We start from the raw sequence: 19,979 nt of genomic DNA, 5'->3' as shown, positions 1-19,979 counted from the left end.
ATGCGCGCGCTGTGGAACCACGAACGGGTAGCGCTGCTGCGGGAACGCGGCGGCCTGCGTAGCCTGAGCTTCTGGCTGCTGCGCAAGGCGCTGGCGCTCGATGTGTACACGCTGTTTGCGCTGCCGCTGCGCGACGCGGGCACGGCATGCCCGCCGGGCTGTACGCTGCTGCGGCTCGTCTCCGAGGACGACCTGGCGCGCTGTCCCGACAGCCTGCTCGACCAGATCGGACCGCATACCGGGGCCGGGGTGCGCCAGGTGCTTGCGCAAGGCGGGCGGATCTACGCGCTGGTCGAAGACGGCGCTGTGCGCTCGCAGACCCGGATCGACGTCGGCACCGCCCACACCGATACGCCGTGCCCGCTCACGTGCAAGGTGGGACCGCGCAATGCGTTCCTGAGCTTCCTGTACACCCACCCGTCAAGCCGGCGCGGCGGCTGGGCCAAGAAGCTGCTGGTCGCCACTGCGTCCAGCATGGCGCAGGAAGGACTGCAGATCTGCCTCTCCCACGTACAGGCAACCAACCTGCGCTCCGTGAACACCTTCCTGAGCCTGGGCTGGCAGCATGGCGGCTGGCTGCTGGCCAGTCGGGGTGGACGCTACCTCGGGACTGTCGGTGCGCACCGTGACTTGCGCGTAGTGCGCTGAGGCGCGAAGCCGAAGCGCATCCGCTACAAGCCGCTTACTGCCTGAGCTGCCTGAACGACCCGCGTCGATTCAGTCGCGCCAAAGCCACAAAAGCTCCCCACCGGGAGCTTTTTTTTGCCGTTCGTCCGGTGCGGACAGCGTTCCGGGCAATGCTGGCACCTGGTTTCCCGAGCGGGCGCGTCCATATTTTTCGCGCGGAAATGGATCGGCCCGGTTCCCATCTCATGTGTAGAATCGGGCGTCGTTGAGGTCGGCTTTCGCCACATCCATCCATGACACGTTACCGCGATAACCGCGTTCCCGGCATGACGTACTTTTTTACGGTACGGCTGCTGGACCGGAATAGCACTTTGCTGACGGATTATTTCTCGGCGTTCGGCGAAGCCATGCGCCAGGCAAGGATCCGCAAGCCCTTCCACGTCGATGCCTGGGTGGTATTGCCCAACCACGCGCACGCGATCTGGACCCTGCCGCCCGGCGACCATGACTGCGCCACGCGCTGGCGCGCCGTCAAAATCGCCTTTTCCAAGGCCCTGCACAAGACCGGACAGGCCGCCAGCCCGGCGGGCACGGCCGATGCGGCGATCTGGGAGCCCCACTACCGCGACTACCGCGTCGGCGACGACAACGAGTACACGGACCTGATCGACTATGTGCACAGCAACCCGATGCGCCACGGCTTCTGCGAGCAGGCGACGGAATGGCCGTGGTCTTCGCTGCACCGCTTCGTCGCCGCCGGCTTCGGCGCGCCGCAGGCGCCGCTGGCCTTGCCGCCCTGGATGCAGCCACTGCATGCGCCGTCCCGGGCGCCGCTCTGAAAAAAGCAAAAGGGCCACAAAGGCCCTTTTTTAACATGACGCAAGCGTCAGGCGTGGGCACGCAATTCAGGCCACTGGCCTGAATCGTCCCACGCTGCAGTGCTGCGCTTAGAAGTTGTAGTGCGCGCCGACGGTCCAGACGTTCGCCTTGGCGCCGAAATCCTTCTCCTTGCCATAGCGCTCGTACTCGGCGGTCAGTGCGACCTGCTGGTTCAGCTTGTACTGCACGCCCAGGGCACCGTAGGCGCCGGTATCGTTGCTCGACAGGTTCAGGCCAGCGGTGTTCAGCTTGCGCTCGCTGTGTTCGACGCCCAGCTTGCCGTAAGCAGAGAACTGATCGTTGATCGGCATCGTTGCCTTGGCAGCCACGTAGTAGCTGTCGCCCTTGGTATTGCCGTTGGCAAAAGTATTGGTACCGAAATCGGTGTAGCCGGCTTCAGCAGCCCAAGTGCGGTTGAGTTCGTAGCCGCCGTAGATCTTGGCGGAAGCCTTGTAGTCGTCCAGCTGGACGTTCTTGGCAGAGCTGACACCAACGCCGACGTAAGCGTGCGGGTTATCGGTGAAGTTCTGGGCTTGTGCTGCGGACATAGCGGCGGCGCCTGCGATCAGTGCAACGATGAGCTTTTTCATATTCGACATCCTTTACTTTGGTTGACTGGTTCGCGATGCAAAAGGAATCGCGATGTAGTCAAGATAACAGTGCCAAATGCTCAAGTCAGTGCTCAATTCGTAAGAACTGTAATAAGATGTAACTTAATGACCCGTTATTCATTAATAAAATGATCGGTATTGATTGCAGATGCCTAGAATTTAAGCGATGTAACGGAAAGTCAGGTTGAGCCTGGGTCCTACCGGTTTTACAGTCTTATTGATCCCGTGCAGCCAATTTTGCTGCAAAGCACCTGCCATCAGTAACAAATTGCCGTCTGCAAGGTCGAATTTCAGCGTTCGCCCAGTGCGCTTATGGCGCAGGATGAAGGCTCGGGCGGCGCCATAGCTGAGCGAGGCGATGGCGGGATGCGGACCCAGTTCCGGCTCGTCGTCGCTGTGCATGCCCATGCTGTCGGCGCCGTCGCGGTAGTAGTTCAGCAGCACGCTGTTGTAGCGATGGCCGGTGGCGCCTTCGACCGCGCCGCGCAATTGCTCGAGCAGCGGCGTCATCGGCAGCGGCGCAAGATACAGGCCGGAATAGCCATAGCCGGCTTCGCCGTGCCAGGCCGTCAGGCGCGGCTGCAGGTGGCGCTTGCCGTACACCACCACGGATTCATGGCGCCACTCGGTGTCGCGCAGCAGGCGCGCGAAGACCTCGGCGTTGTCGATCGGCAGCGGAAGTTGGGGCAGCAGTGCCAGTTCGCCATCCTCGATCGGGATCGGCTGCAGGCCCGCATCGAAGGGGAACAGGTCCATTCAGACAAATATAAAAGAGTAAAAGCTATGATGGCGGGATCCCATCGACAGGACATTTTCGCATGAACAAACGCCAGTTCCTCGGCGCGGCGGCAGCGGCCGGCGCCCTTCCCTTCGGCGGCCAGGCCGCCGGCGCTTCCCTGCCCGCGCCGCCGGACGGTCCGGCCCTGCTGACGCTCACCGGCGCCATCGCCCACGCCAACCGCGGTCCCTTCGACCCGGCGCTCGACCAGATGATGCACAAGCATGGGGTGAGCTTCCGCAAAGCCTACGTGTTCGACGACGCCGCACTGCGCGCCTTGCCCGCGGTGACGATCCACCCGACCCTGGAATACGACGGCAAGACGCACACGCTGCGCGGCCCGCTCCTGGTGGACGTGCTGGCGCGCGCCGGTGCCGCGCTCGGGGACAAGACGGTGCTGGTGCTGCGCGCGGTGGACGGCTACAACGTCGAGCTGCCGCTGGCCCAGGCGCGTGCGCGGCGCTTCATCGTCGCCACGCACGTGGACGGCAAGCCAATGCCGCTGGGAGGATTGGGGCCGCTATGGGCCGTGTACGATGCCGACCGGGTGCCGGAGATGGCCGCGCAGCCGCTGGCGCAGCGCTTTGCGGCTTGCCCGTGGGCGCTGTATCACGTTGAAGTAATTGATCGACGTGCTTGAGGTTCAGGCGTAGGCTTCGGCCAGGCTCATCACGCGTGGGGTAACGCTAATGCCGAAGTTGCCGAACAGGCTGTCGAGGGCAGCCAGGTTGCTCGCGCATTCCTCGCTCTTCCAGCCCTTGAACAGGTCGGTGCCGTCTTTCTGGAAATGCAGGTCGAGCACCTTGCCTTTGTCCTTGTGGACATAGCTTTGTTGATAGGTGTGCGCGAAGCCGAGTTCTTGCAGCGCGGTCAGCATGGCGTTCGGCGGATTGTCGGGGTCGGTCGCGAGGAACACGCCGAAGGTCTTGCCCGGCGGTTTGGCGGCAACATCAACTTCGTACACGCCGGGTGCTTTGGTGACGCTGGTACTCTTCAAGAACAGCATGCGATCCTCCGTGGTCGTAGACGTGCAGCTTATTGCACTATAGGAACTTTGTCACGAAACGGCATCGAGCTTTTGCTCTAGTGCAACAATAATCCGAGCGCGCTGCCCGCGACCAGGGCGCCGCAAGCCAGCATGCCGATGATGAAGCCGGCTTCGCGCTTGCTCGGGTCGCGGTAATAGCCCAGTGCATACACGATGCGTCCCACGCACCACAGCAGGCCGCCGGCCGCCGCCCAGGTGTCGCCCAGATAGGTCCCGCACAGCCACAGCGGCGCCAGCACCAGCGGCAGCTGCTCGAGGGTGTTGGCCTGCACCCGCTGCGCGCTCTGGAAAGGCAGCGGACCGTCCATTCCCGGCGCCGGCACCTTGTATTTGCTCCTGGCCCAGCCGGCCATCACGCCGGTCCAGAAATACACGCCGAGAACGGCCAGGGTCGCCCACGCGGTCAAGTGCATGCAGTCTCCTTCATGGATAAGAAAAATTTATGCTTGGGGGTCATGCTGAGCGTCCCGGCGCCGCGCCAGGTCCCAGGTGGCGGCCGCCAGCGCCTCGTACAGCGCGCCGGTGGCCGGGTCCCAGGCGTTCACGGCGGCCTGCTGGCGCGCCACGGTGGCGGTGTCGCCGCGCGCGATCGGGCCGGACAGTGCGGTCTCCGGCCCCAGCCGGAACACGTTGGCCAGGGTTTCCGTCGCCAGCGGCCGCGCCAGCTCGCACGCCACCTCGGCCGGGATGCCGGCCGCCTGGTAGGCGCGCAGGGCGGCGTCGAGCACCGTGGTGAGGTAGTTCGAGGCGAATACCGAGGCCGCGTGATACACGGTCTTGGCGCGCGCATCGATCGCCACCACGCGCGCGCCGATCGCCTCGAAGGCCGGATTCAGCACCGCCAGCGCCTCCGCGTCCCCTTCGACGCCGCAAAAGGTGCCGTCGAAGGCAGCGGCCACCTGCTGCGGATCGGCGAAGCTGCGCACCGGATGCACGCTGGCGACGAAGGCGCCGGCCGCGCGCAGCGGCGCCAGTTCGGACGACGCTTTCGCGCCGCTGCAGTGGAATACCACCGCGCCTTGCCAGTCATCGCGCGCGGCCAGTTCGCGCGCCACCCCGGCGATACGGTCGTCCGATACCGCCAGCATCCACACGGCCGCCGGACGCAGCGCCTGGACGGCATCGACCGCGTGGCCGGCGCCGATAAAATCCACCGCCGCCTGCGCGCTGCCGTGCGAGCGGGTCAGCACGTCCTGCACGGCCCACACGCCGCGCGCGTAAAACAGGCGGCCCAGCGCGCGGCCGACGTGGCCGGCGCCGACGATGTTCAGGAGTGCCGCCATCAGAAGCGCGAGCCGGGCTGGCGCAGGAATTCGATCTCGTCGGGCGTCGAGGCGCGGCCGAGGATCTCGTTACGGTGCGGGAAGCGGCCGAAGCGCGCGATCACGCCGCGGTGGCGGTGCGCGTAGTCGAGCATCTCGTCGAAGCCCGGATGTTCGGCCGCCAGCATCGTGAACAGCTCGACCGCACGCTCCTGCATGTACGCGTCCTCCGCATGCTCGAACGGCATGTAGACGAAGGCGCGCTGCAAGGGAGGCAATTCCTTGTATGCGCCGCTGTCGACCAGGTGCTTTGCCGCGGCCAGCGCCAGCGGATCGCCCTCGAAGGAACGCGGCGTGTTGCGCCAGGCGTTGCGGGTGAACTGGTCGAGCACGAGGATACGCGCGAGCGCACCCTGCGGCCCCTCGGCATCCCATTCGCGCAGGCCGCCGGCGACGGCCTGGTCGATGGCGGCGCCGAAGCGCTGCCGGATCTGGCCGTCGAAGGCGTCGCTCTTGACGAACCATTCGCGGTGCGGCTGGTTGGCGGCCTCGCTGCCGGGAGCGCCAAACCAGAAATCGAGTACGTCCTGGGCTTTCATCGTCATGTCCCTATCAGTTGCGGGCGTGCGACAGCAGGAAGCCATCCACGCCCTCCAGGCCCGACAGCTCGGTGGCCAGCGAAGACAGCGGCGCGCCGGCATGGTTGGCCAGCGCCAGCGCCACGAAGCGCCACTCCTGGCAGCCCTTGTCGCTGCCGATGGTGAGCGAGCCGCCGGCGATCTCGTAGCCGCGCTCCAGCGCCTGCTTGCGCAGCTCGTCTTCCTCCGGGCGCACGCCGGGCTTGAAACGCAGCGTCACCGCCACCGCCTGACGCGAAGGCAGCATGCTGACCGCGCGGTTCAGGTAGATCATGATCATCGCCGAGAAGAAGGCCAGGCCCATCGCCGCCATGTAGAAGCCGACGCCGACCATGATGCCGATCACCGACGAGGCCCAGATCGAGGCCGCCGTCGTAAGTCCGCTGATGTTGAAACCCGAGCGCATGATCACGCCGGCGCCGAGGAAGCCGATGCCGGTGACCACACCCTGGATCACGCGGGTCGGATCGACCAGCGCCACCGCGGCGCCATGCCCGCCGTACCAGGAGTTCGGGTAGCCGGCGATGATGGTCAGCGCGCACGATGCCATGCACACCAGGCCATAAGTACGCATGCCGGCCGCGCGCCCGTGGTAGGAGCGCTCGTAGCCGACCAGGAGCCCCAGCAGCAGCGCGCCGAGCAGGTGCAGCAGGACCAGGGCATTGGTCTGCAGTTCGGCATGCGACCAATAAAGATTGACCAGGTCCGCCAAGCTCAGCACGGAACCCGGCGATGCGGGTGGATTCAAGGCTGCTTCTTTCGCACCAGTTGTTTTTCGAAAGCGGCATCGTTCTTGGTGATGCGCTTTTCCGGCTGCGGCCCGAGGCCGTCGACGAATTTCACGAAGTCATCCAGCTCCATCGGTGGGCACAGCGGCGGTGCGCCGGCCCGCTCGGCCAGGAAGAAGTGGCCGTCGCCGGTGCGTGCCATCGAATACGTCGTGGTACCGGTGCGCCTCTTGAGCCGCTCGACGGCGGCGCTGGCGCGGGTGGAACGGACGCCGGCCGCCATCTCAGATCTCCTTGGTACGCTGTTCGAGCCAGTCGCGCGCGGCGCCGTCGACCAGCGGCAGCAGGCGCGCACGCACGCTGCGGTGATAGTCGTTCAGCCACGCGACCTCGTCGCCGCGCATCAGGGTCATGTCGATGCAGCGGGTGTCGATCGGGCACAGTGTCAGGGTCTCGAAGCCGAGGAATTCGCCGAATTCCGTGGTGTCGACCACTTGGGCCAGCACCAGGTTCTCGATGCGGATGCCCCAGTGGCCGGGGCGGTAGATGCCCGGTTCGTTGGAGGTGATCATGCCCGGTTCGATCGCGGTATGCGGCTCGGGCATGGCGGTCGGCGAGATCACCTGCGGGCCTTCGTGCACATTGAGGAAGTAGCCGACACCGTGGCCGGTGCCGTGGCCGTAGTCGATGCCGGCGGCCCAGATCGGCGCGCGCGCCAGCGCGTCCAGCATCGGGCCCTTGGTACCGCGCGGGAAGCGCGCCACCGACAAATTGATCATCCCCTTTAGCACCAGCGTGAAGTCGCGCTTTTGCGCGGCGGACGGCGTGCCGACCGGAATTACGCGGGTGATGTCGGTGGTGCCGCCCAGGTACTGGCCGCCGGAGTCGATCAGCAGCAGGCCGTCGCCCTCGATCACGGCGTGGTTCTGCGGGGTAGCGCGGTAGTGCATGATCGCGCCGTTGGCGTTGAAGCCGGCGATGGTGCCGAAGCTCGGGCTGATGAAGTTCGGACGGCGCGCGCGCGCGGCGGTGATCTGCTCGTCGATCATGACTTCGGTGAGCGGCGCGCGCTTCTGGTCGAGCAAGGTCGATTCGAGCCAGGCGAAGAAGGCGCACAGCGCGGCGCCGTCCTGTTCCATGGCGTCGCGCACGTGGTCGGCTTCCGCCGGCAGCTTGCGCGACTTGGCGAAGGTGGTCGGGTTGATCGCCTCGACCACGCGCACGCCCTGCGGGACGGCGGCGCGCATGCCGGCGGTGACGCGGCGCGGGTCGAGCAACAGGCTGCTCCCGGCCGGCAGCGCGGCCAGGGCTTGCGCCGCCTGCTCGTACGGCGCGACGCGCACGCCATCCTGTTGCAGGCGCTCGCGCAGCGCGGCCGGGACCTTGCCCTCGGCCACGAAGATCGTCGCGCTCGACGGCTCGACCAGCGCATGGGCGACGAACACCGGGTTGTAGCTGACGTCGGCGCCGCGCAGGTTGAACAGGTAGGCGATGTCGTCCAGGGTCGAGATGAAGTGGCGCTCGGCGCCCAGCTTGGCCATCGCGTTGCGGGTGGCGCGCAGCTTGTCGGCGCGCGGCGTGGTCGCATGCGGCGCCTCGTGCTCGAATACGGCCTCGGGCGGCAGGCCCGGACGGTCGCTCCAGATCTCGTCCAGCAGGTCGAGGTCGGTACGCAGCTTGACGCCGCGCGCTGTGAGTGCGTCTTCCAGCAGCCGCGCCACGGCCAGGCCCAGCACGCGGGCGTCGACGGCGACGGTCTGGCCGGGCTGCATGGTCTCGGCCAGCCAGTCGATGTGCAGCAGGCTGGCGCCCGACGGGATCTTCATCAGGCGGATCTCGGTGCCCGCCAGCTCCTGCTCGGCCTGGGTATAGTAGCGGCCGTCGGTCCAGACGCCGGCAACATCCTTGGTGGCGATGAAGGTGCCGACCGAACCGGTGAAGCCCGACATCCATTCGCGGCCCTTCCAACGTCCGGGCAGGTATTCGGACAAGTGCGGATCGGCGGAAGGGATGATGAAGGCGTCGACCTGGTGGCGCGCCATCGCGGCGCGCAGCTGGGCAAGGCGTTCGGCGCGCAGGCCGGTGGTGTCGGTGCTTGGCGTGGTTGCGGACATGGTTGCAGGCATATCGGGGATGCTCGTGTGTTGTGGATTCTCCAAGCTGCGTATCATACGCGCCTCTGCCCGGATGTGGCGCAGGCGCCTCATTGCTCTGGAACATCAATCCCTTGATCTTACGAACCAAGCGAATCGCAGCCCGAAGCATTCTGGCGGATAATCCGTATTGAATTCTTTTTCCTACAATAAACCATGCAAGAACAGGATTTTCACTACACGCGCGCCCGCGCACTCCTCGCCCGCGCCGAAGAACTCGTCAGTGCCGACACCGTCCAGGCCGCCGTACGCAACGTCGCCGAGGTGCTCAACCAGCGTTTCGACACCGACGATACCGGCGCCTTCCCGCTGGTGCTGGGCGTGATGGGCGGCGCGGTGGTGTTCACCGGCCACCTGCTGCCGCAACTGACTTTCCCGCTCGAGTTCGACTACATCCACGTCACCCGTTACGGCGACCTGGACCGTGGTGGCGAGGTGGTGTGGAAGGTGATCCCGCGCCAGAACGTGGCGGGCCGCACCATCATCGTGGTCGACGACATCCTCGACGAAGGCGAGACGCTCGCCCACGTGAAGCAGCGCCTGCTGGACATGGGCGCGGCCGAGGTGATCCTGGCCGTGTTCGCCGACAAGGAACTGGGCCGCCGGAAGCCGGTGCAGGCCGATATCGTGGGACTGACCATCCCGAACAAGTTCGTGGTCGGGTTCGGGATGGATGCGCATGGCTACTGGCGTAACCTGCCGGGGCTGTGGGTGATCAAGGAAGAGGACAAGCAGGTGGAGGATGAAAAAGAAGGACCACCGGCCTAAGGAACGTCGTTCCCGCGCAGGCGGGAACCCAAGTTGAGGTTGGGCCGTGGCACACGTTTGCACTGATCGCCGAACTTGGATCCCCGCCTTCGCGGGACGACGTCAACGAGGCAGCCGCAGCCGCTCCCGCGCCGCCTGGTACTGCTGCGTCAGGCGCTCCACCATCTGCGCCACCGTCGGCACGTCATCCATCAGGCCCACGCCCTGCCCCGCGCCCCAGATGTCGCGCCAGGCCTTGGCGCTGCCGGAGCCGAAACTCATCTTGCTCTTGTCCGAGACCGGCAGATTCTCCGGATCTAGCCCGGCCGCCAGGATCGATTTCTTGAGGTAGTTGCCGTGCACGCCCGTGAACAGGTTCGTGTACACGATGTCCGCCGCGCTGGAGCCGACGATGGCGTCGCGGTAGGCCTCGCTGACGTTCGATTCCCTGGTCGCCAGCCAGCGCGAGCCGATGTAGGCGAGGTCGGCGCCCATCGCCTGCGCCGCCAGGATCGCGTCGCCGGTGGCGATCGCGCCGGACAGGGCGATCGGGCCATCGAAGAACTTGCGCACCTCCCCCACCAGCGCGAACGGAGACAGGGCGCCCGCATGGCCGCCGGCGCCGGCCGCGACCAGGATCAGGCCGTCGACGCCCGCTTCCAGGGCCTTCTCGGCGTGGCGGATCGAGACCACGTCGTGCAGCACGATGCCGCCGTAGGCGTGCACCGCATCCAGCATTTCCTGCGGCGGCGCGCGCAGCGAGGAGATGATGATCGGCACCTGGTGCTTCACGCAGACCTCGACGTCATGCGCGAGGCGGTCGTTCGACTGGTGCACGATCTGGTTGACGGCGATCGGCCCGACCTTTTTATCCGGGTGCGCTTCCTGGTACGCGGCCAATTCGCGCTGCAAATCCGTCAGCCAGACGTCAAGCTGCTCGGCCGGGCGCGCGTTCAGGGCCGGGAAGGAGCCGACGATGCCGGCCTTGCACTGCGCAGCCACCAGCGCGGGGCCGCTGGCGATGAACATCGGCGACGCGATGACGGGTAAGGAAAGGTTTTGCAGGACGGGAGGCAGGGCCATGGATGTTCTCGTGAAGAGTTGCAATGGGGTTGATCGGACCAGCTGTTCGATTATAGAGGTAAAAAAGCACGATCGTGCTAGATACTCGGTTCTAATTCCGGCGTTCAGGCGTCGACCAGCACATCGCCGTGCAGCCGCGCCGCGCCCGCCTTCTCCAGCGCCCGTACTGCCCACCGTGCCAGCTCGGCCGGCGGACGCGGCAGGAAACGCGCGCGCGCCAGCACCAGCAGCGGCACCGTCTCGAACAGGGCCTCCACCTCGGCCAGCGGAATGTCGCGGCGCGCGAGCAGCAGGAATTTCAGCAGCACCTTCACGCCGTTCTCCGCGTTACGGACCGGATCGGCCGCCAGGTAGTCCAGGCGCCCGTAGGCGCGCTGCAGGGCGGCCTCGACATCGGTAAACGGCGCGCCGTGGCCGGGAATCACCAGGCGCGCACGGAATGTGGCGATCAGGTCGAGCGTGGCCCGCACTTCCTCGAAACCGGGCTCGCCGGCCAGTTCCGGAAAGATCACGCCGAAGCCGTTCTGCCACAGGGCGTCGCCGGAAATGAGGATGCCCTCCTCCTCGCACCAGAACAGCAGCGCATGCGGGTCGTGGCCCGGCGCGCCCAAGGCTTGCCAGGACAGATCGCCCATCGCCAGCACCTCGCCCGCAGACACCGTCTCGTCAAACGTGAAACGCGCGCACTGCTGGCCGGTGGCACGGTAGCTCAGCGCCTCCTCGTCCCAGGCCCGGACCTTGTCGGCCTCGGCCACCGGAATCGCGATGCGGCAGCCGAAGCTTTCCTTCAGCATGGCATTGCCGCCGCAGTGGTCGGAGTGCAGATGGGTGTTGACGATGCGGTCCAGCGCCAGGCCGCCGAGCGCGTGACGCACCAGCGCCAGCGTCTGCGGCGCATGCGTGACGTAGCCGCTGTCGACCAGGGTCGTCTGGTCGCGGCCGATGAACAGGATGTTGTTGGCGGACAGCCAGCCGCGCTCGAACACCCGCATCGACGCAGGCAGCCGCATCAGTCGAAGATCTGCGCTTCGCGGCGCCGGATCTCGGCCCATACTGCGCGCTTGTAGTCGTCGTCGGCACGGCCCCAGGCGACGATCTCGTCGATCGTGCGCAGGCAGCCTTCGCACAGGCCGGTTGCGGGCACCATCCGGCACACGTTGATGCAGGGGGATGGGACGGGCGTTTGCTGTTCCGGATTCATGACACCGCTTTCTCGGTTTTCTCGATCTTGTGCGCCAATTTCGCATTGAAACGCGCCGGATCGATCACGCAGCGTTCGTGGATGCCTTCGCAGATGCGTTCGGCGTCGTCCCAGGCCTCGACCCTGAAGCGTACGCGGCGGCCGTCGACCTCGATGATTTCGCCCTTCACGTGCAGGGTCATGCCGGGCGGCGTCGGCGCCAGGTGCTGGAAGCTGACCATGGTGCCCAGGCTCTGTTCGCGCGGCCAGTCCATGTAGGGCATCATGCCATGCACACAGGCAAGCTCCATCATCCCGACCATATAGCCGGTGGCGAGCACATCCGGCATGTCGCGGCAGAATGCCGTATCGTGATAGAGCTGCGGTACGGTGGCGCGCTCGGGTACCGTGTAATGCCACTCGAAGCGGATGCCCGGCTGTAATGTTGGACTCATGCCGCGCAGATTACCGTATCCGGACGGATTACGCTTGCGTCACCTGTCAGGTTGACGCAAGCTGGCAGACCAAGACTGAGGCACCAAGTCGAATCACAAGGAGGGCCGATGTCCTTAAGCAACAAGTTATTCGCGCAAATGCGCGCCGCCACCCGTTCCCTGATGCGCCGCGGTCCTTCCGTCGCCCGCAGCATGATGCGGGAATCGATCAAGACCGCCTCCAGCATGCATCCGGCGGCACAGCAGATGCCGGCGTCGAACCAGGCCAACTTCGATTCGGCCTCCGACATGCTGGCCGGCCTGAGCCGTATTGGCCAGTCCGTGAATCCCTTCAACGCGCCGCCGCTGTCCAGCGGCGCAGCCGCGATCGGCCTGCCCGGCCATTTCATCGACGGCTCGTACACCAACGAGGCCGGCACCCGCGACTACAAGCTGTACGTGCCGAGCACCTATGCCGGCCAGCCTTCTCCGCTGCTGGTGATGCTGCACGGCTGCACCCAGAATCCGGACGACTTCGCCCTCGGTACCGGGATGAACGCGCTGGCCGAGGAGTGGAATTGCCTGGTCGTGTACCCGGCCCAGTCGCAACAGGCGAACGCGCACCGCTGCTGGAACTGGTTCAACGCGGTCGACCAGCGGCGCGACCAGGGCGAACCGTCGATCATCGCCGGGCTCACGCGCGACCTCATGGCGCGCTACGTGGTCGATCCGGAACAGGTGTTCGTGGCGGGCTTGTCGGCCGGCGGTGCGATGTCGGCCATCCTGGGCACGCTGTATCCCGAGCTGTACGCGGCGGTGGGCGTGCATTCCGGCCTGCCGTTCGCGGCCGCGCACGACCTGCCGACGGCGATGGCCGCCATGAAGGGCGATTTCCGCCGTCCCAAGGGAAATAAAGTGCGCGAGCTGCCCATCATCGTGTTCCACGGCGACCAGGACACCACGGTGCACCCGGCCAACGGCGAAGAACTGATCCGGCGCCGGCGCCGCCACGCGAAGGAGCAAACCGCGGTCGAGCCGGGCCACGTGCCCGACGGCCACGCCTACACGCGCACCGTGCACCGCCATCCGGACGGCACGATTCACGCCGAACACTGGCTGGTACACGGTTTCGGCCATGCCTGGTCGGGCGGCAATGTCCTCGGCACCTATACCGACGCCAAGGGACCGGACGCGAGCCGCGAGATGATGCGCTTCTTCCGCACCCGGCGTTGAGGGACAGTGTTCACTCGGCGCCAGGCCTGTCTGGCGACGCTCCAGCCTGTTGCGCGATATGCTGACGCAGGCAGGCGGGACACCAGCAGCCGGGCGCAGGCTGCCCAGCGCCGGACGGCACCGGAACGGGTACCACCGGCGGCAGCGCGGTGCACCAGCAGGGGCTGTCGCTACCATCGACCATGGCGCAGCCGAAGCCGGCGCCGCAACGCGTACATGTGCTCATGGGCCCACCTTAGCCCGATGGGCCGGAAAATACAACAAGCTGCCTTTATAATGCGCACTGCGACGGGCGCTTGCCTGTAAAATCTCGCAAATTCTTTTTGGACCCCCAATGAACGCTACGCTGAGCTCAATGACGGGCGACGACCAGAAGAACGACCTGACTGCGGTCTCGCCGCAGATCAAGGCGCAGATCCTGGCCGAAGCACTTCCCTATATCCGTAATTTCCACGGAAAAACCATCGTCATCAAATACGGCGGCAACGCGATGACCGACGAACGCCTGAAACACGGCTTCGCACGCGACGTCATCCTGCTGAAGCTGGTCGGCATGAACCCGGTAGTGGTGCATGGCGGCGGTCCGCAGATCGACAACGCCCTGAAAAAGATCGGCAAGCAGGGCACCTTCGTGCAAGGCATGCGCATCACCGACGAAGAGACCATGGAAGTGGTCGAGTGGGTGCTGGGCGGCGAAGTCCAGCAGGACATCGTCATGCTGATCAACCACTACGGTGGCCAGGCGGTCGGCCTGACCGGCAAGGACGGCGGCCTGATCCGTGCACGCAAGATGTCGATGCCCGACAAGGACAATCCGGGCGAGTTCCTCGACATCGGCTTCGTCGGCGAAATCGAGGCAATCAATCCGGCCGTGGTGAAAGCCCTGCAGGATGACGCCTTCATCCCGATCATCTCGCCGATCGGCTTCGGCCAGGATGGCCAGGCTTACAACATCAACGCCGACGTCGTCGCCGGCAAGATCGCGGAAATCCTGAAAGCTGAAAAGCTGATCATGATGACCAACATCGCCGGCGTACAGGACAAGCAGGGCAATCTGGTGACCGACCTGTCGGCGCGCGAGATCGATGAGATGTTTGCGGACGGCACGATTTCCGGCGGCATGCTGCCGAAAATCTCGTCGGCACTGGATGCCGCCAAGTCCGGCGTCAACACCGTGCACATCATCGACGGGCGCATTGAGCACAGTTTGTTGCTGGAAGTCTTGACCGAACAGGCCTTTGGCACTATGATCCGGTCTCACTGAAATTTTGCAGCGATTCAAGTCGCTGCGAAACGAAGTAGCGATGCCCTTGTAGCTCAGTGGTAGAGCACTCCCTTGGTAAGGGAGAGGCCACGTGTTCAATCCACGTCAAGGGCACCATCTGGAGCGGTAGTTCAGTTGGTTAGAATACCGGCCTGTCACGCCGGGGGTCGCGGGTTCGAGCCCCGTCCGCTCCGCCAGAATTAAGCAAAAAGGTCCGACTTGTCGGGCCTTTTTTCTTTTTCGGGCTCTGCCGTGTCGCTTAGAACCTATCCCAGTAGGGAAGAGGAAGTTGATAGCGATGCATGGCAAGCGCGGGCAAGGCGCGAGGAGGCCGCATGGCAAGCCATGCAACGACGAGCAACGCAGCACCCGCTTGTCAGGCGCGCCAGCAATGACTCATTCCCTACTGGGATAGGTTCTTAGTAGATTCGTTCTACGCTCACGCCCCTCGCCTGCAACAGCTCCGGCACGCTTCCCTTGCCCAGCAGGTGCAGCACGCCGATCGCGGCAAAGGTCCGCTTTTCCTGGCGCAGCAGGTTCAGGAGGCCGTCAGCCAGGCCGCGGTTGCGCTCCTTGAGCAAGACTTGGGTCACGAACTTCCCGGACACGCTGGTATCTGCATCGCAGCGCATGGCGATGCGGTCGAGCGCGGCGCGGTCGGCATTGCTCCAGGCCTGCACCATGTCTCGTGCTTCGACGCGCTGCGCGCCGGATTCGATCGTGCCCATCATCTCGTCGAGGAAGCGCCAGCGCTCGGGTACCGACAGGCGGTCGAGCATGGACAGCTGGCGGTCCAGCGATTCGAGTTCGAGCACGCGGGTGGCGTTTGCGCGCGCATGCCGGGCCAGCCAGGCTTCGCTCGACAGGTCGCTGCGGTAGCCCTGCTTGGTGTATTCGGCCATCGTCAGCAGGGTCGCCAGCAGCACCGGCTTGAACTTCCTGGCGTTGGTGGGATCGTAGCCGCCCTGGACGATCAGGCTGTCGAGCAGGGAGCGGCGATCGGGATCCATGCTGTCGTAGCCCACCGCGCCGGGTTCGAGCATGCCGCGGGCGTGCAAGACGCGCTGGAGTTCACGCTGCGGCTGGGCGGGGTCGATCTCGAGTGCCAGCGTGGACGACTGGTTCAGGGCCTCGACGATGCGGGGCTCGAGCGGATAGAACTCTGGCAAGCCAACGTGCAGCGTGCCGAACAGGTACATGTCGTGGCCCTCCAGGCTGACCCGGAACAGGGCGCCGCGCTCGGCGGCCGAGACGGTGGGAACGACCAGCCAAAACAGGCTGCACAACAGGGCAAACAGGGGGCGGCGCATTTTTTCCTCGCAGCTAAATTGCTCATCGGCATTCGATTCGGGTAATCGCGCTTCCTGTTCGATTATGGAGACACTCATCAGTTACTCTGTGCGCGTTCTCACATAACAAAATAGAAATGCCTCATGAGGAATGCGCGGCGGCCGGTGCCGATATAATGCAAGGCTGCCTTTCCCGACCAAGCTTGCCGTGCCTATACCTTCCTCCCCTGTCTGGCTGTTCGACCTCGACAACACCCTGCACGACGCGTCTCACGCCATCTTTCCGGCGATCAGCGCCAACATGAACACTTACATCGCGCGCGTGCTCGGCGACGGCACTACGCCGGCCAGCCAGGAAGCGGTGAACGCGGCCCGGCTCGGCTACTGGAAGCGCTACGGCGCAACCCTGCTCGGCATGATCCGCCACCATCAGGTCGACGCCGCCGACTTCCTGCGCGAGACCCACGATCTGCACGCCCTGCGCGAGATGGTGCGCTGGGAGCGCGGCCTGGCGCGCCTCTTGAGGCGTCTGCCCGGCCGCAAGATCCTGCTGACGAACGCGCCGACCGCGTATTCGACCGAGGTGGTGCGCCACATCGGCCTGCAGCGCCATTTTTCCCATCACATCGCGATCGAGGACATGCACGTGCACCGCCAGCTGCGCCCGAAGCCGTCGACGCTGATGCTGCGGCGCCTGCTGCGCAAGCACGGCCTGGCCCCGCGCCGCTGCGTGCTGGTCGAGGACACCCTGGTCAACCTGAAGCACGCCAAGCGCGTCGGCGTGCGCACGGCCTGGGTCACGCAATACCTGCGCATGAGCGATCCGAGCGGTAAATCCCCTCTGCCGAAGATGCTAAAACGACCCGCCTACGTCGATGTCAAAGTAAAATCCGTGCTTCAGCTGCCGTCGCACCTGCGCCGGCTGCGCTCATAGACCACGAACCATCAGACGGAAACGCGACCACATGGCAAGCACCAAGCCGGGCCAACGTAAACTGCAGATCCTCCAGGCCCTGGCGGCGATGCTGGAACAGCCGAAGGGCGAGAAGATCACGACCGCGGCGCTGGCCGCGAAGCTGTCGGTGTCGGAAGCGGCGCTGTACCGCCACTTCGCCAGCAAGGCCCAGATGTTCGAGGGACTGATCGAATTCATCGAGTCCAGCGTGTTCGGCGTGTGCAACCAGATCACGGAACGCGAGGACGATGGCGTGGCCCAGGCCCATGCGATGCTGCAGATGCTGCTCTCGTTCGCCGCCAACAACCCCGGCATGACCCGGGTGCTGATCGGCGACGCCCTGGTCGGCGAGGACGAACGCCTGCAGCTGCGCATGAACCAGTTCTACGACAAGGTCGAGCTGGCGTTCAAGGGCGCGCTGCGGGTGGCTGTCACCCAGGGCCACGGCCGCGAGGAAGACGTCGTCGCGCGCGCCAGCCTGCTGGTGTCCTACGTGACCGGACGCTGGCACCGCTACGCCAAGAGCGGGTTCCGCCAGCATCCGGCGGAAAACAGCACCCTGCAGCTGTCGCTGCTGCTGGCCGCCTGAGCGCATGAGCCCCGCCATGGACGACGGCCCGATTTTCGCCCTGCTCGACAACGCCGGTCCGGACGCCGGCCCGCTGTCGCGCTCGCGCCTGTACCGCGGCTATGCGGGCATGCTGGCCTGCCATACGGCCGCCGAATGGCCGGTGCTGCTGGCGCGCCTGCAGGAAGCCCTGGCGGCCGGCCTGTACGCGGTGCCGGTGCTGGCCTATGAGCTGGGCGAACAACTGCTCGGCATCGTGCCGCCCGCGCAGGCGCAGTTACACGATTCTCCGCTGGCCCAGGTACTGCTGTTCCGCGGCTACGAGCTGCTGTCCGCGGACGAGGTGTCGGACTGGCTGCGGCAACGCGCCGGTGGCCCGGCCGGGATCGCCGAGGTGCGCGCCAACGTCGACGAAGCGGCCTTTACGCGCGCCATCGAACGCATCCGCGACTACATTGCCGCCGGCGACACCTACCAGGTCAACTACACCTACCGGATCCGCTTCGACGCCTTCGGTTCCGTTCACGCGCTGTACGCGCGCCTGCGCGAGCGCCAACCGGTGCCCTATGGCGCGCTGATCGGGCTGCCGGACGGCCGCACCGTGCTGTCGCTGTCGCCCGAACTGTTCGTGCGCCATGACGCCGGGCGCCTGCTGGCACGGCCGATGAAGGGTACCGCCCCGGCCAGCGGCGACGAGGACCTCGATGCGGTGCGTGCCAGCGCCTTGGCGGCCGATCCGAAGAACCGCGCCGAGAACCTGATGATCGTCGACCTGCTGCGCAACGACCTGGGCCGGATCGCGCGCACCGGCAGCGTCGGCGTGCCGGCCTTGTTCGAGGTACGCCGCTACAGCAGCGTGCTGCAGATGACCTCCACGGTCCAGGCCCAGCTGGCCGATGGCACCGGCCTGGACGCGATCTTCGACGCTTTGTACCCCTGCGGCTCGATCACCGGGGCACCAAAGCGCCGCACCATGGAGATCATCCACGAACTGGAACCGGCCCCGCGCGGCATCTACACGGGCGCGCTGGGCTGGATGGATCCGCCCGCGTTCGGGGCGCAGTCGGGCGATTTCTGTCTGTCGGTGCCGATCCGCACCCTGGTGCTGCAGCCCGAGCACAACGGCGTGCGGCGCGGCGAGCTCGGGGTCGGGGCCGGCATCGTGTACGACAGCGATCCCGCGATGGAGTATGCCGAGTGCCGGCTGAAGGCGCGCTTCCTGACGGAGCTGCCGAACGGGTTCGAGATCTTCGAGACCATGTATGCCACCCGCGAGGAAGGCTGCCGCCACCTGGAGCGCCACCTGGCGCGCCTGCGCGCGTCGAGCGCCTACTTCGGTTTTCCGTTTGCCGAGGAGCTGGCGCGGGCGAGTGCGGTGGGCGCCTGCACCGCGCTGCCGGCTGGCACGCCGCACCGCCTGCGCCTGGCCCTGCAGCCGGACGGCGAAGTCGTGGTGCACAGCGCACCGCTTTCGCCGCTGGAAGGTCCGGTCGAGGTGCTGCTCTCGGACGAGCCGGTCGACTCCAGCGCCCTGTTCGCGCGTCACAAGACGACGATTCGCAGCCGCTACGACGCCGCCTGGAAGGCTGCGGAGGCCGTGGGCGCCTTCGACACCCTGTTCTTCAACGAGCGCGGCGAACTGGCCGAGGGCGGCCGCAGCAGCGTATTCGTGCGGGTCGGCGAGCGCTGGTACACGCCGCCGCTGTCGTCGGGCGTGCTGCCCGGCGTGATGCGCTCCCTGCTGCTGGAAGACCCGGCCTGGCAAGCGATCGAATGCCCGATCGCGCGCGAGACCCTGGAGCGCGCGCAGGAGATCGTGGTCTGCAATGCGCTGCGCGGGCCGCTGCGCGCCACCATCCGGCGCGCAGCCTGATCGCTCAGCCGCCCAGCGCCTGCTCGATCTTCGACACCAGCGCCGGATCCTGCGGCGTGACCTTGCTCGGGAAGTAGTCGAGCACCTTGCCGTTACGGTCGATCAGGTACTTGTTGAAGTTCCACTTCGGCTGGTTGCCGGTGGCCTTGATGAGCTCCGCATACAGGGGGTTGGCGCCGGCGCCGCTCACCACGCTGCTGGCGAACATCGGGAACTTCACGCCGTAGGTGTTGTAGCAGAGGTCGGCGATCTTCTTGGCATCGCTTGATTCCTGCTTGAAGTCGTTCGACGGGAAGCCCAGCACCACCAGGCCGCGCGCGGCGTACTTGGCATACAAGGCTTCCAATCCTTCGTACTGGGGAGTAAAGCCGCAGTAGCTGGCCGTGTTCACCACCAGCACCACCTTGCCGGCGTACTGGCACAGGTCCTGCGGCGCCTCGTCCTGCAGACGGTTGAAGGTGTGCTTCAGCACGGCCGGGCAGGATGCCGATGGCGCGGCCGGCGCCGCGGCGTTCGACGCGCTCTGCGCCTGGGCGGGAGCGGCGGCGGCGATGGCGGCGCCGAGGGAGAACAGCAGGGCGGTAGTCTTGAACATGGCGGCGGGCGGACGTGAGAGGTTAAGGAAACTG

At 65.9% G+C, this 19,979-nt stretch carries 25 protein-coding genes and 2 tRNA genes; 11 read left to right on the top strand and 16 right to left on the bottom strand.

Annotated features, from left to right (window positions below):
* On the top strand, positions 1 to 648 hold the full coding sequence (locus ACI48D_RS06645; RefSeq protein ID WP_435570426.1) for a GNAT family N-acetyltransferase: 648 nt from the start codon (positions 1 to 3) through the stop codon (positions 646 to 648).
* Positions 649 to 920: 272 nt separating this feature from the next.
* The gene (locus tag ACI48D_RS06640; protein ID WP_435570425.1) at positions 921 to 1,466 is read left to right on the top strand and encodes an REP-associated tyrosine transposase; all 546 of its coding nucleotides are present in this window, start codon (positions 921 to 923) and stop codon (positions 1,464 to 1,466) included.
* A 108-nt stretch (positions 1,467 to 1,574) separates the two neighbouring features.
* On the opposite strand, the gene ACI48D_RS06635 is transcribed toward ACI48D_RS06640, so the two are convergent.
* Entirely contained in the window at positions 1,575 to 2,096 is a 522-nt protein-coding gene (locus tag ACI48D_RS06635) for a porin family protein (protein WP_435570424.1), read from the bottom strand.
* A gap of 180 nt (positions 2,097 to 2,276) precedes the next feature.
* Positions 2,277 to 2,873: an alpha-ketoglutarate-dependent dioxygenase AlkB family protein gene (locus ACI48D_RS06630; protein ID WP_435570423.1), complete on the bottom strand. Its 597-nt coding sequence runs from the start codon at positions 2,871 to 2,873 to the stop codon at positions 2,277 to 2,279.
* Positions 2,874 to 2,935: 62 nt separating this feature from the next.
* Here ACI48D_RS06630 and ACI48D_RS06625 point away from each other — a divergent pair, with 62 nt between their 5' ends.
* Entirely contained in the window at positions 2,936 to 3,535 is a 600-nt protein-coding gene (locus tag ACI48D_RS06625; protein ID WP_435570422.1) for a molybdopterin-dependent oxidoreductase, read from the top strand.
* A gap of 3 nt (positions 3,536 to 3,538) precedes the next feature.
* Here the strand turns inward: ACI48D_RS06625 and ACI48D_RS06620 are convergent, their stop codons facing one another.
* The 7 genes from ACI48D_RS06620 to ACI48D_RS06590 form a co-directional block, all read right to left on the bottom strand.
* A complete protein-coding gene (locus tag ACI48D_RS06620; protein ID WP_435570421.1) occupies positions 3,539 to 3,901 on the bottom strand; it encodes a hypothetical protein in 363 nt (120 codons plus the stop codon).
* 77 nt (positions 3,902 to 3,978) lie between these two features.
* On the bottom strand, positions 3,979 to 4,356 hold the full coding sequence (locus tag ACI48D_RS06615; RefSeq protein WP_435570420.1) for an MAPEG family protein: 378 nt from the start codon (positions 4,354 to 4,356) through the stop codon (positions 3,979 to 3,981).
* 27 nt (positions 4,357 to 4,383) lie between these two features.
* Entirely contained in the window at positions 4,384 to 5,226 is an 843-nt protein-coding gene (locus ACI48D_RS06610; protein ID WP_435570419.1) for a Rossmann-like and DUF2520 domain-containing protein, read from the bottom strand.
* The gene (locus tag ACI48D_RS06605) at positions 5,226 to 5,804 is read right to left on the bottom strand and encodes a DUF924 family protein (RefSeq protein WP_435570448.1); all 579 of its coding nucleotides are present in this window, start codon (positions 5,802 to 5,804) and stop codon (positions 5,226 to 5,228) included. Before ACI48D_RS06605 ends, ACI48D_RS06610 begins: the two co-directional genes overlap by 1 nt.
* A 13-nt stretch (positions 5,805 to 5,817) precedes the next feature.
* Entirely contained in the window at positions 5,818 to 6,591 is a 774-nt protein-coding gene (locus ACI48D_RS06600; RefSeq protein WP_435570418.1) for an MgtC/SapB family protein, read from the bottom strand.
* Positions 6,588 to 6,854, bottom strand: a complete 267-nt coding sequence (locus tag ACI48D_RS06595; RefSeq protein ID WP_435570417.1) for a hypothetical protein — start codon at positions 6,852 to 6,854, stop codon at positions 6,588 to 6,590. Before ACI48D_RS06595 ends, ACI48D_RS06600 begins: the two co-directional genes overlap by 4 nt.
* Before the next feature lies 1 nt (position 6,855).
* The gene (locus ACI48D_RS06590) at positions 6,856 to 8,685 is read right to left on the bottom strand and encodes an aminopeptidase P family protein (protein WP_435570416.1); all 1,830 of its coding nucleotides are present in this window, start codon (positions 8,683 to 8,685) and stop codon (positions 6,856 to 6,858) included.
* Positions 8,686 to 8,880: 195 nt separating this feature from the next.
* On the opposite strand from ACI48D_RS06590, the gene ACI48D_RS06585 reads away from it, so the two are divergent.
* Positions 8,881 to 9,492 carry a hypoxanthine-guanine phosphoribosyltransferase gene (locus tag ACI48D_RS06585; protein WP_435570415.1) on the top strand — a complete coding sequence of 204 codons (612 nt, stop codon included), beginning with the start codon at positions 8,881 to 8,883 and terminating at the stop codon, positions 9,490 to 9,492.
* Between the two features lie 102 nt (positions 9,493 to 9,594).
* Here the strand turns inward: ACI48D_RS06585 and ACI48D_RS06580 are convergent, their stop codons facing one another.
* From ACI48D_RS06580 to ACI48D_RS06565, 4 genes are all read right to left on the bottom strand, one after another.
* Positions 9,595 to 10,554, bottom strand: coding sequence for an NAD(P)H-dependent flavin oxidoreductase (locus ACI48D_RS06580; RefSeq protein ID WP_435570414.1), 960 nt, complete (start codon positions 10,552 to 10,554; stop codon positions 9,595 to 9,597).
* A gap of 104 nt (positions 10,555 to 10,658) precedes the next feature.
* Positions 10,659 to 11,564 carry an MBL fold metallo-hydrolase gene (locus ACI48D_RS06575; RefSeq protein WP_435570413.1) on the bottom strand — a complete coding sequence of 302 codons (906 nt, stop codon included), beginning with the start codon at positions 11,562 to 11,564 and terminating at the stop codon, positions 10,659 to 10,661.
* Positions 11,564 to 11,755, bottom strand: coding sequence for a DUF1289 domain-containing protein (locus ACI48D_RS06570; RefSeq protein ID WP_435570412.1), 192 nt, complete (start codon positions 11,753 to 11,755; stop codon positions 11,564 to 11,566). Before ACI48D_RS06570 ends, ACI48D_RS06575 begins: the two co-directional genes overlap by 1 nt.
* On the bottom strand, positions 11,752 to 12,189 hold the full coding sequence (locus ACI48D_RS06565; protein ID WP_435570411.1) for a thioesterase family protein: 438 nt from the start codon (positions 12,187 to 12,189) through the stop codon (positions 11,752 to 11,754). Before ACI48D_RS06565 ends, ACI48D_RS06570 begins: the two co-directional genes overlap by 4 nt.
* 108 nt (positions 12,190 to 12,297) lie before the next feature.
* Between ACI48D_RS06565 and ACI48D_RS06560 the strand changes: the two genes are divergently transcribed.
* Positions 12,298 to 13,401 carry an extracellular catalytic domain type 1 short-chain-length polyhydroxyalkanoate depolymerase gene (locus ACI48D_RS06560; RefSeq protein WP_435570410.1) on the top strand — a complete coding sequence of 368 codons (1,104 nt, stop codon included), beginning with the start codon at positions 12,298 to 12,300 and terminating at the stop codon, positions 13,399 to 13,401.
* A gap of 10 nt (positions 13,402 to 13,411) precedes the next feature.
* Here ACI48D_RS06560 and ACI48D_RS06555 read toward each other — a convergent pair whose 3' ends face one another.
* Positions 13,412 to 13,627 (bottom strand): cysteine-rich CWC family protein, encoded by a 216-nt coding sequence (locus ACI48D_RS06555; protein WP_435570409.1) that lies wholly within the window; start codon positions 13,625 to 13,627, stop codon positions 13,412 to 13,414.
* A 129-nt stretch (positions 13,628 to 13,756) separates the two neighbouring features.
* Here ACI48D_RS06555 and argB point away from each other — a divergent pair, with 129 nt between their 5' ends.
* From argB to ACI48D_RS06540, 3 genes are all read left to right on the top strand, one after another.
* The gene (argB, locus tag ACI48D_RS06550) at positions 13,757 to 14,665 is read left to right on the top strand and encodes an acetylglutamate kinase (RefSeq protein WP_435570447.1); all 909 of its coding nucleotides are present in this window, start codon (positions 13,757 to 13,759) and stop codon (positions 14,663 to 14,665) included.
* A 42-nt stretch (positions 14,666 to 14,707) separates the two neighbouring features.
* Positions 14,708 to 14,782 (top strand) — tRNA-Thr (locus ACI48D_RS06545).
* Positions 14,783 to 14,785: 3 nt separating this feature from the next.
* Positions 14,786 to 14,862: transfer RNA gene (locus ACI48D_RS06540), tRNA-Asp, on the top strand.
* A 222-nt stretch (positions 14,863 to 15,084) separates the two neighbouring features.
* Here ACI48D_RS06540 and ACI48D_RS06535 read toward each other — a convergent pair.
* A complete protein-coding gene (locus ACI48D_RS06535; RefSeq protein ID WP_435570408.1) occupies positions 15,085 to 15,975 on the bottom strand; it encodes a TraB/GumN family protein in 891 nt (296 codons plus the stop codon).
* A gap of 130 nt (positions 15,976 to 16,105) precedes the next feature.
* Here ACI48D_RS06535 and ACI48D_RS06530 point away from each other — a divergent pair, with 130 nt between their 5' ends.
* Genes ACI48D_RS06530 through pabB form a run of 3 tightly spaced genes read left to right on the top strand, consistent with a single transcriptional unit; the run spans position 16,106 to position 19,350 of the window.
* Positions 16,106 to 16,888, top strand: a complete 783-nt coding sequence (locus tag ACI48D_RS06530) for an HAD-IA family hydrolase (RefSeq protein ID WP_435570407.1) — start codon at positions 16,106 to 16,108, stop codon at positions 16,886 to 16,888.
* 31 nt (positions 16,889 to 16,919) lie between these two features.
* Positions 16,920 to 17,498 (top strand): nucleoid occlusion factor SlmA, encoded by a 579-nt coding sequence (gene slmA, locus ACI48D_RS06525; protein WP_435570406.1) that lies wholly within the window; start codon positions 16,920 to 16,922, stop codon positions 17,496 to 17,498.
* A 16-nt stretch (positions 17,499 to 17,514) separates the two neighbouring features.
* Positions 17,515 to 19,350 (top strand): aminodeoxychorismate synthase component I, encoded by a 1,836-nt coding sequence (pabB, locus tag ACI48D_RS06520; RefSeq protein WP_435570405.1) that lies wholly within the window; start codon positions 17,515 to 17,517, stop codon positions 19,348 to 19,350.
* Between the two features lie 4 nt (positions 19,351 to 19,354).
* Here the strand turns inward: pabB and ACI48D_RS06515 are convergent, their stop codons facing one another.
* Positions 19,355 to 19,945 carry a glutathione peroxidase gene (locus ACI48D_RS06515; RefSeq protein ID WP_435570404.1) on the bottom strand — a complete coding sequence of 197 codons (591 nt, stop codon included), beginning with the start codon at positions 19,943 to 19,945 and terminating at the stop codon, positions 19,355 to 19,357.
* Positions 19,946 to 19,979: the final 34 nt, after the last annotated feature.

The organism is Massilia sp. LXY-6, from assembly GCF_051233485.1.
In the GTDB taxonomy this organism is placed as follows: domain Bacteria; phylum Pseudomonadota; class Gammaproteobacteria; order Burkholderiales; family Burkholderiaceae_D; genus Telluria.
Note: the sequence above shows the minus strand (reverse complement) of the source record. Positions and strands in the feature narration are given on the sequence as shown.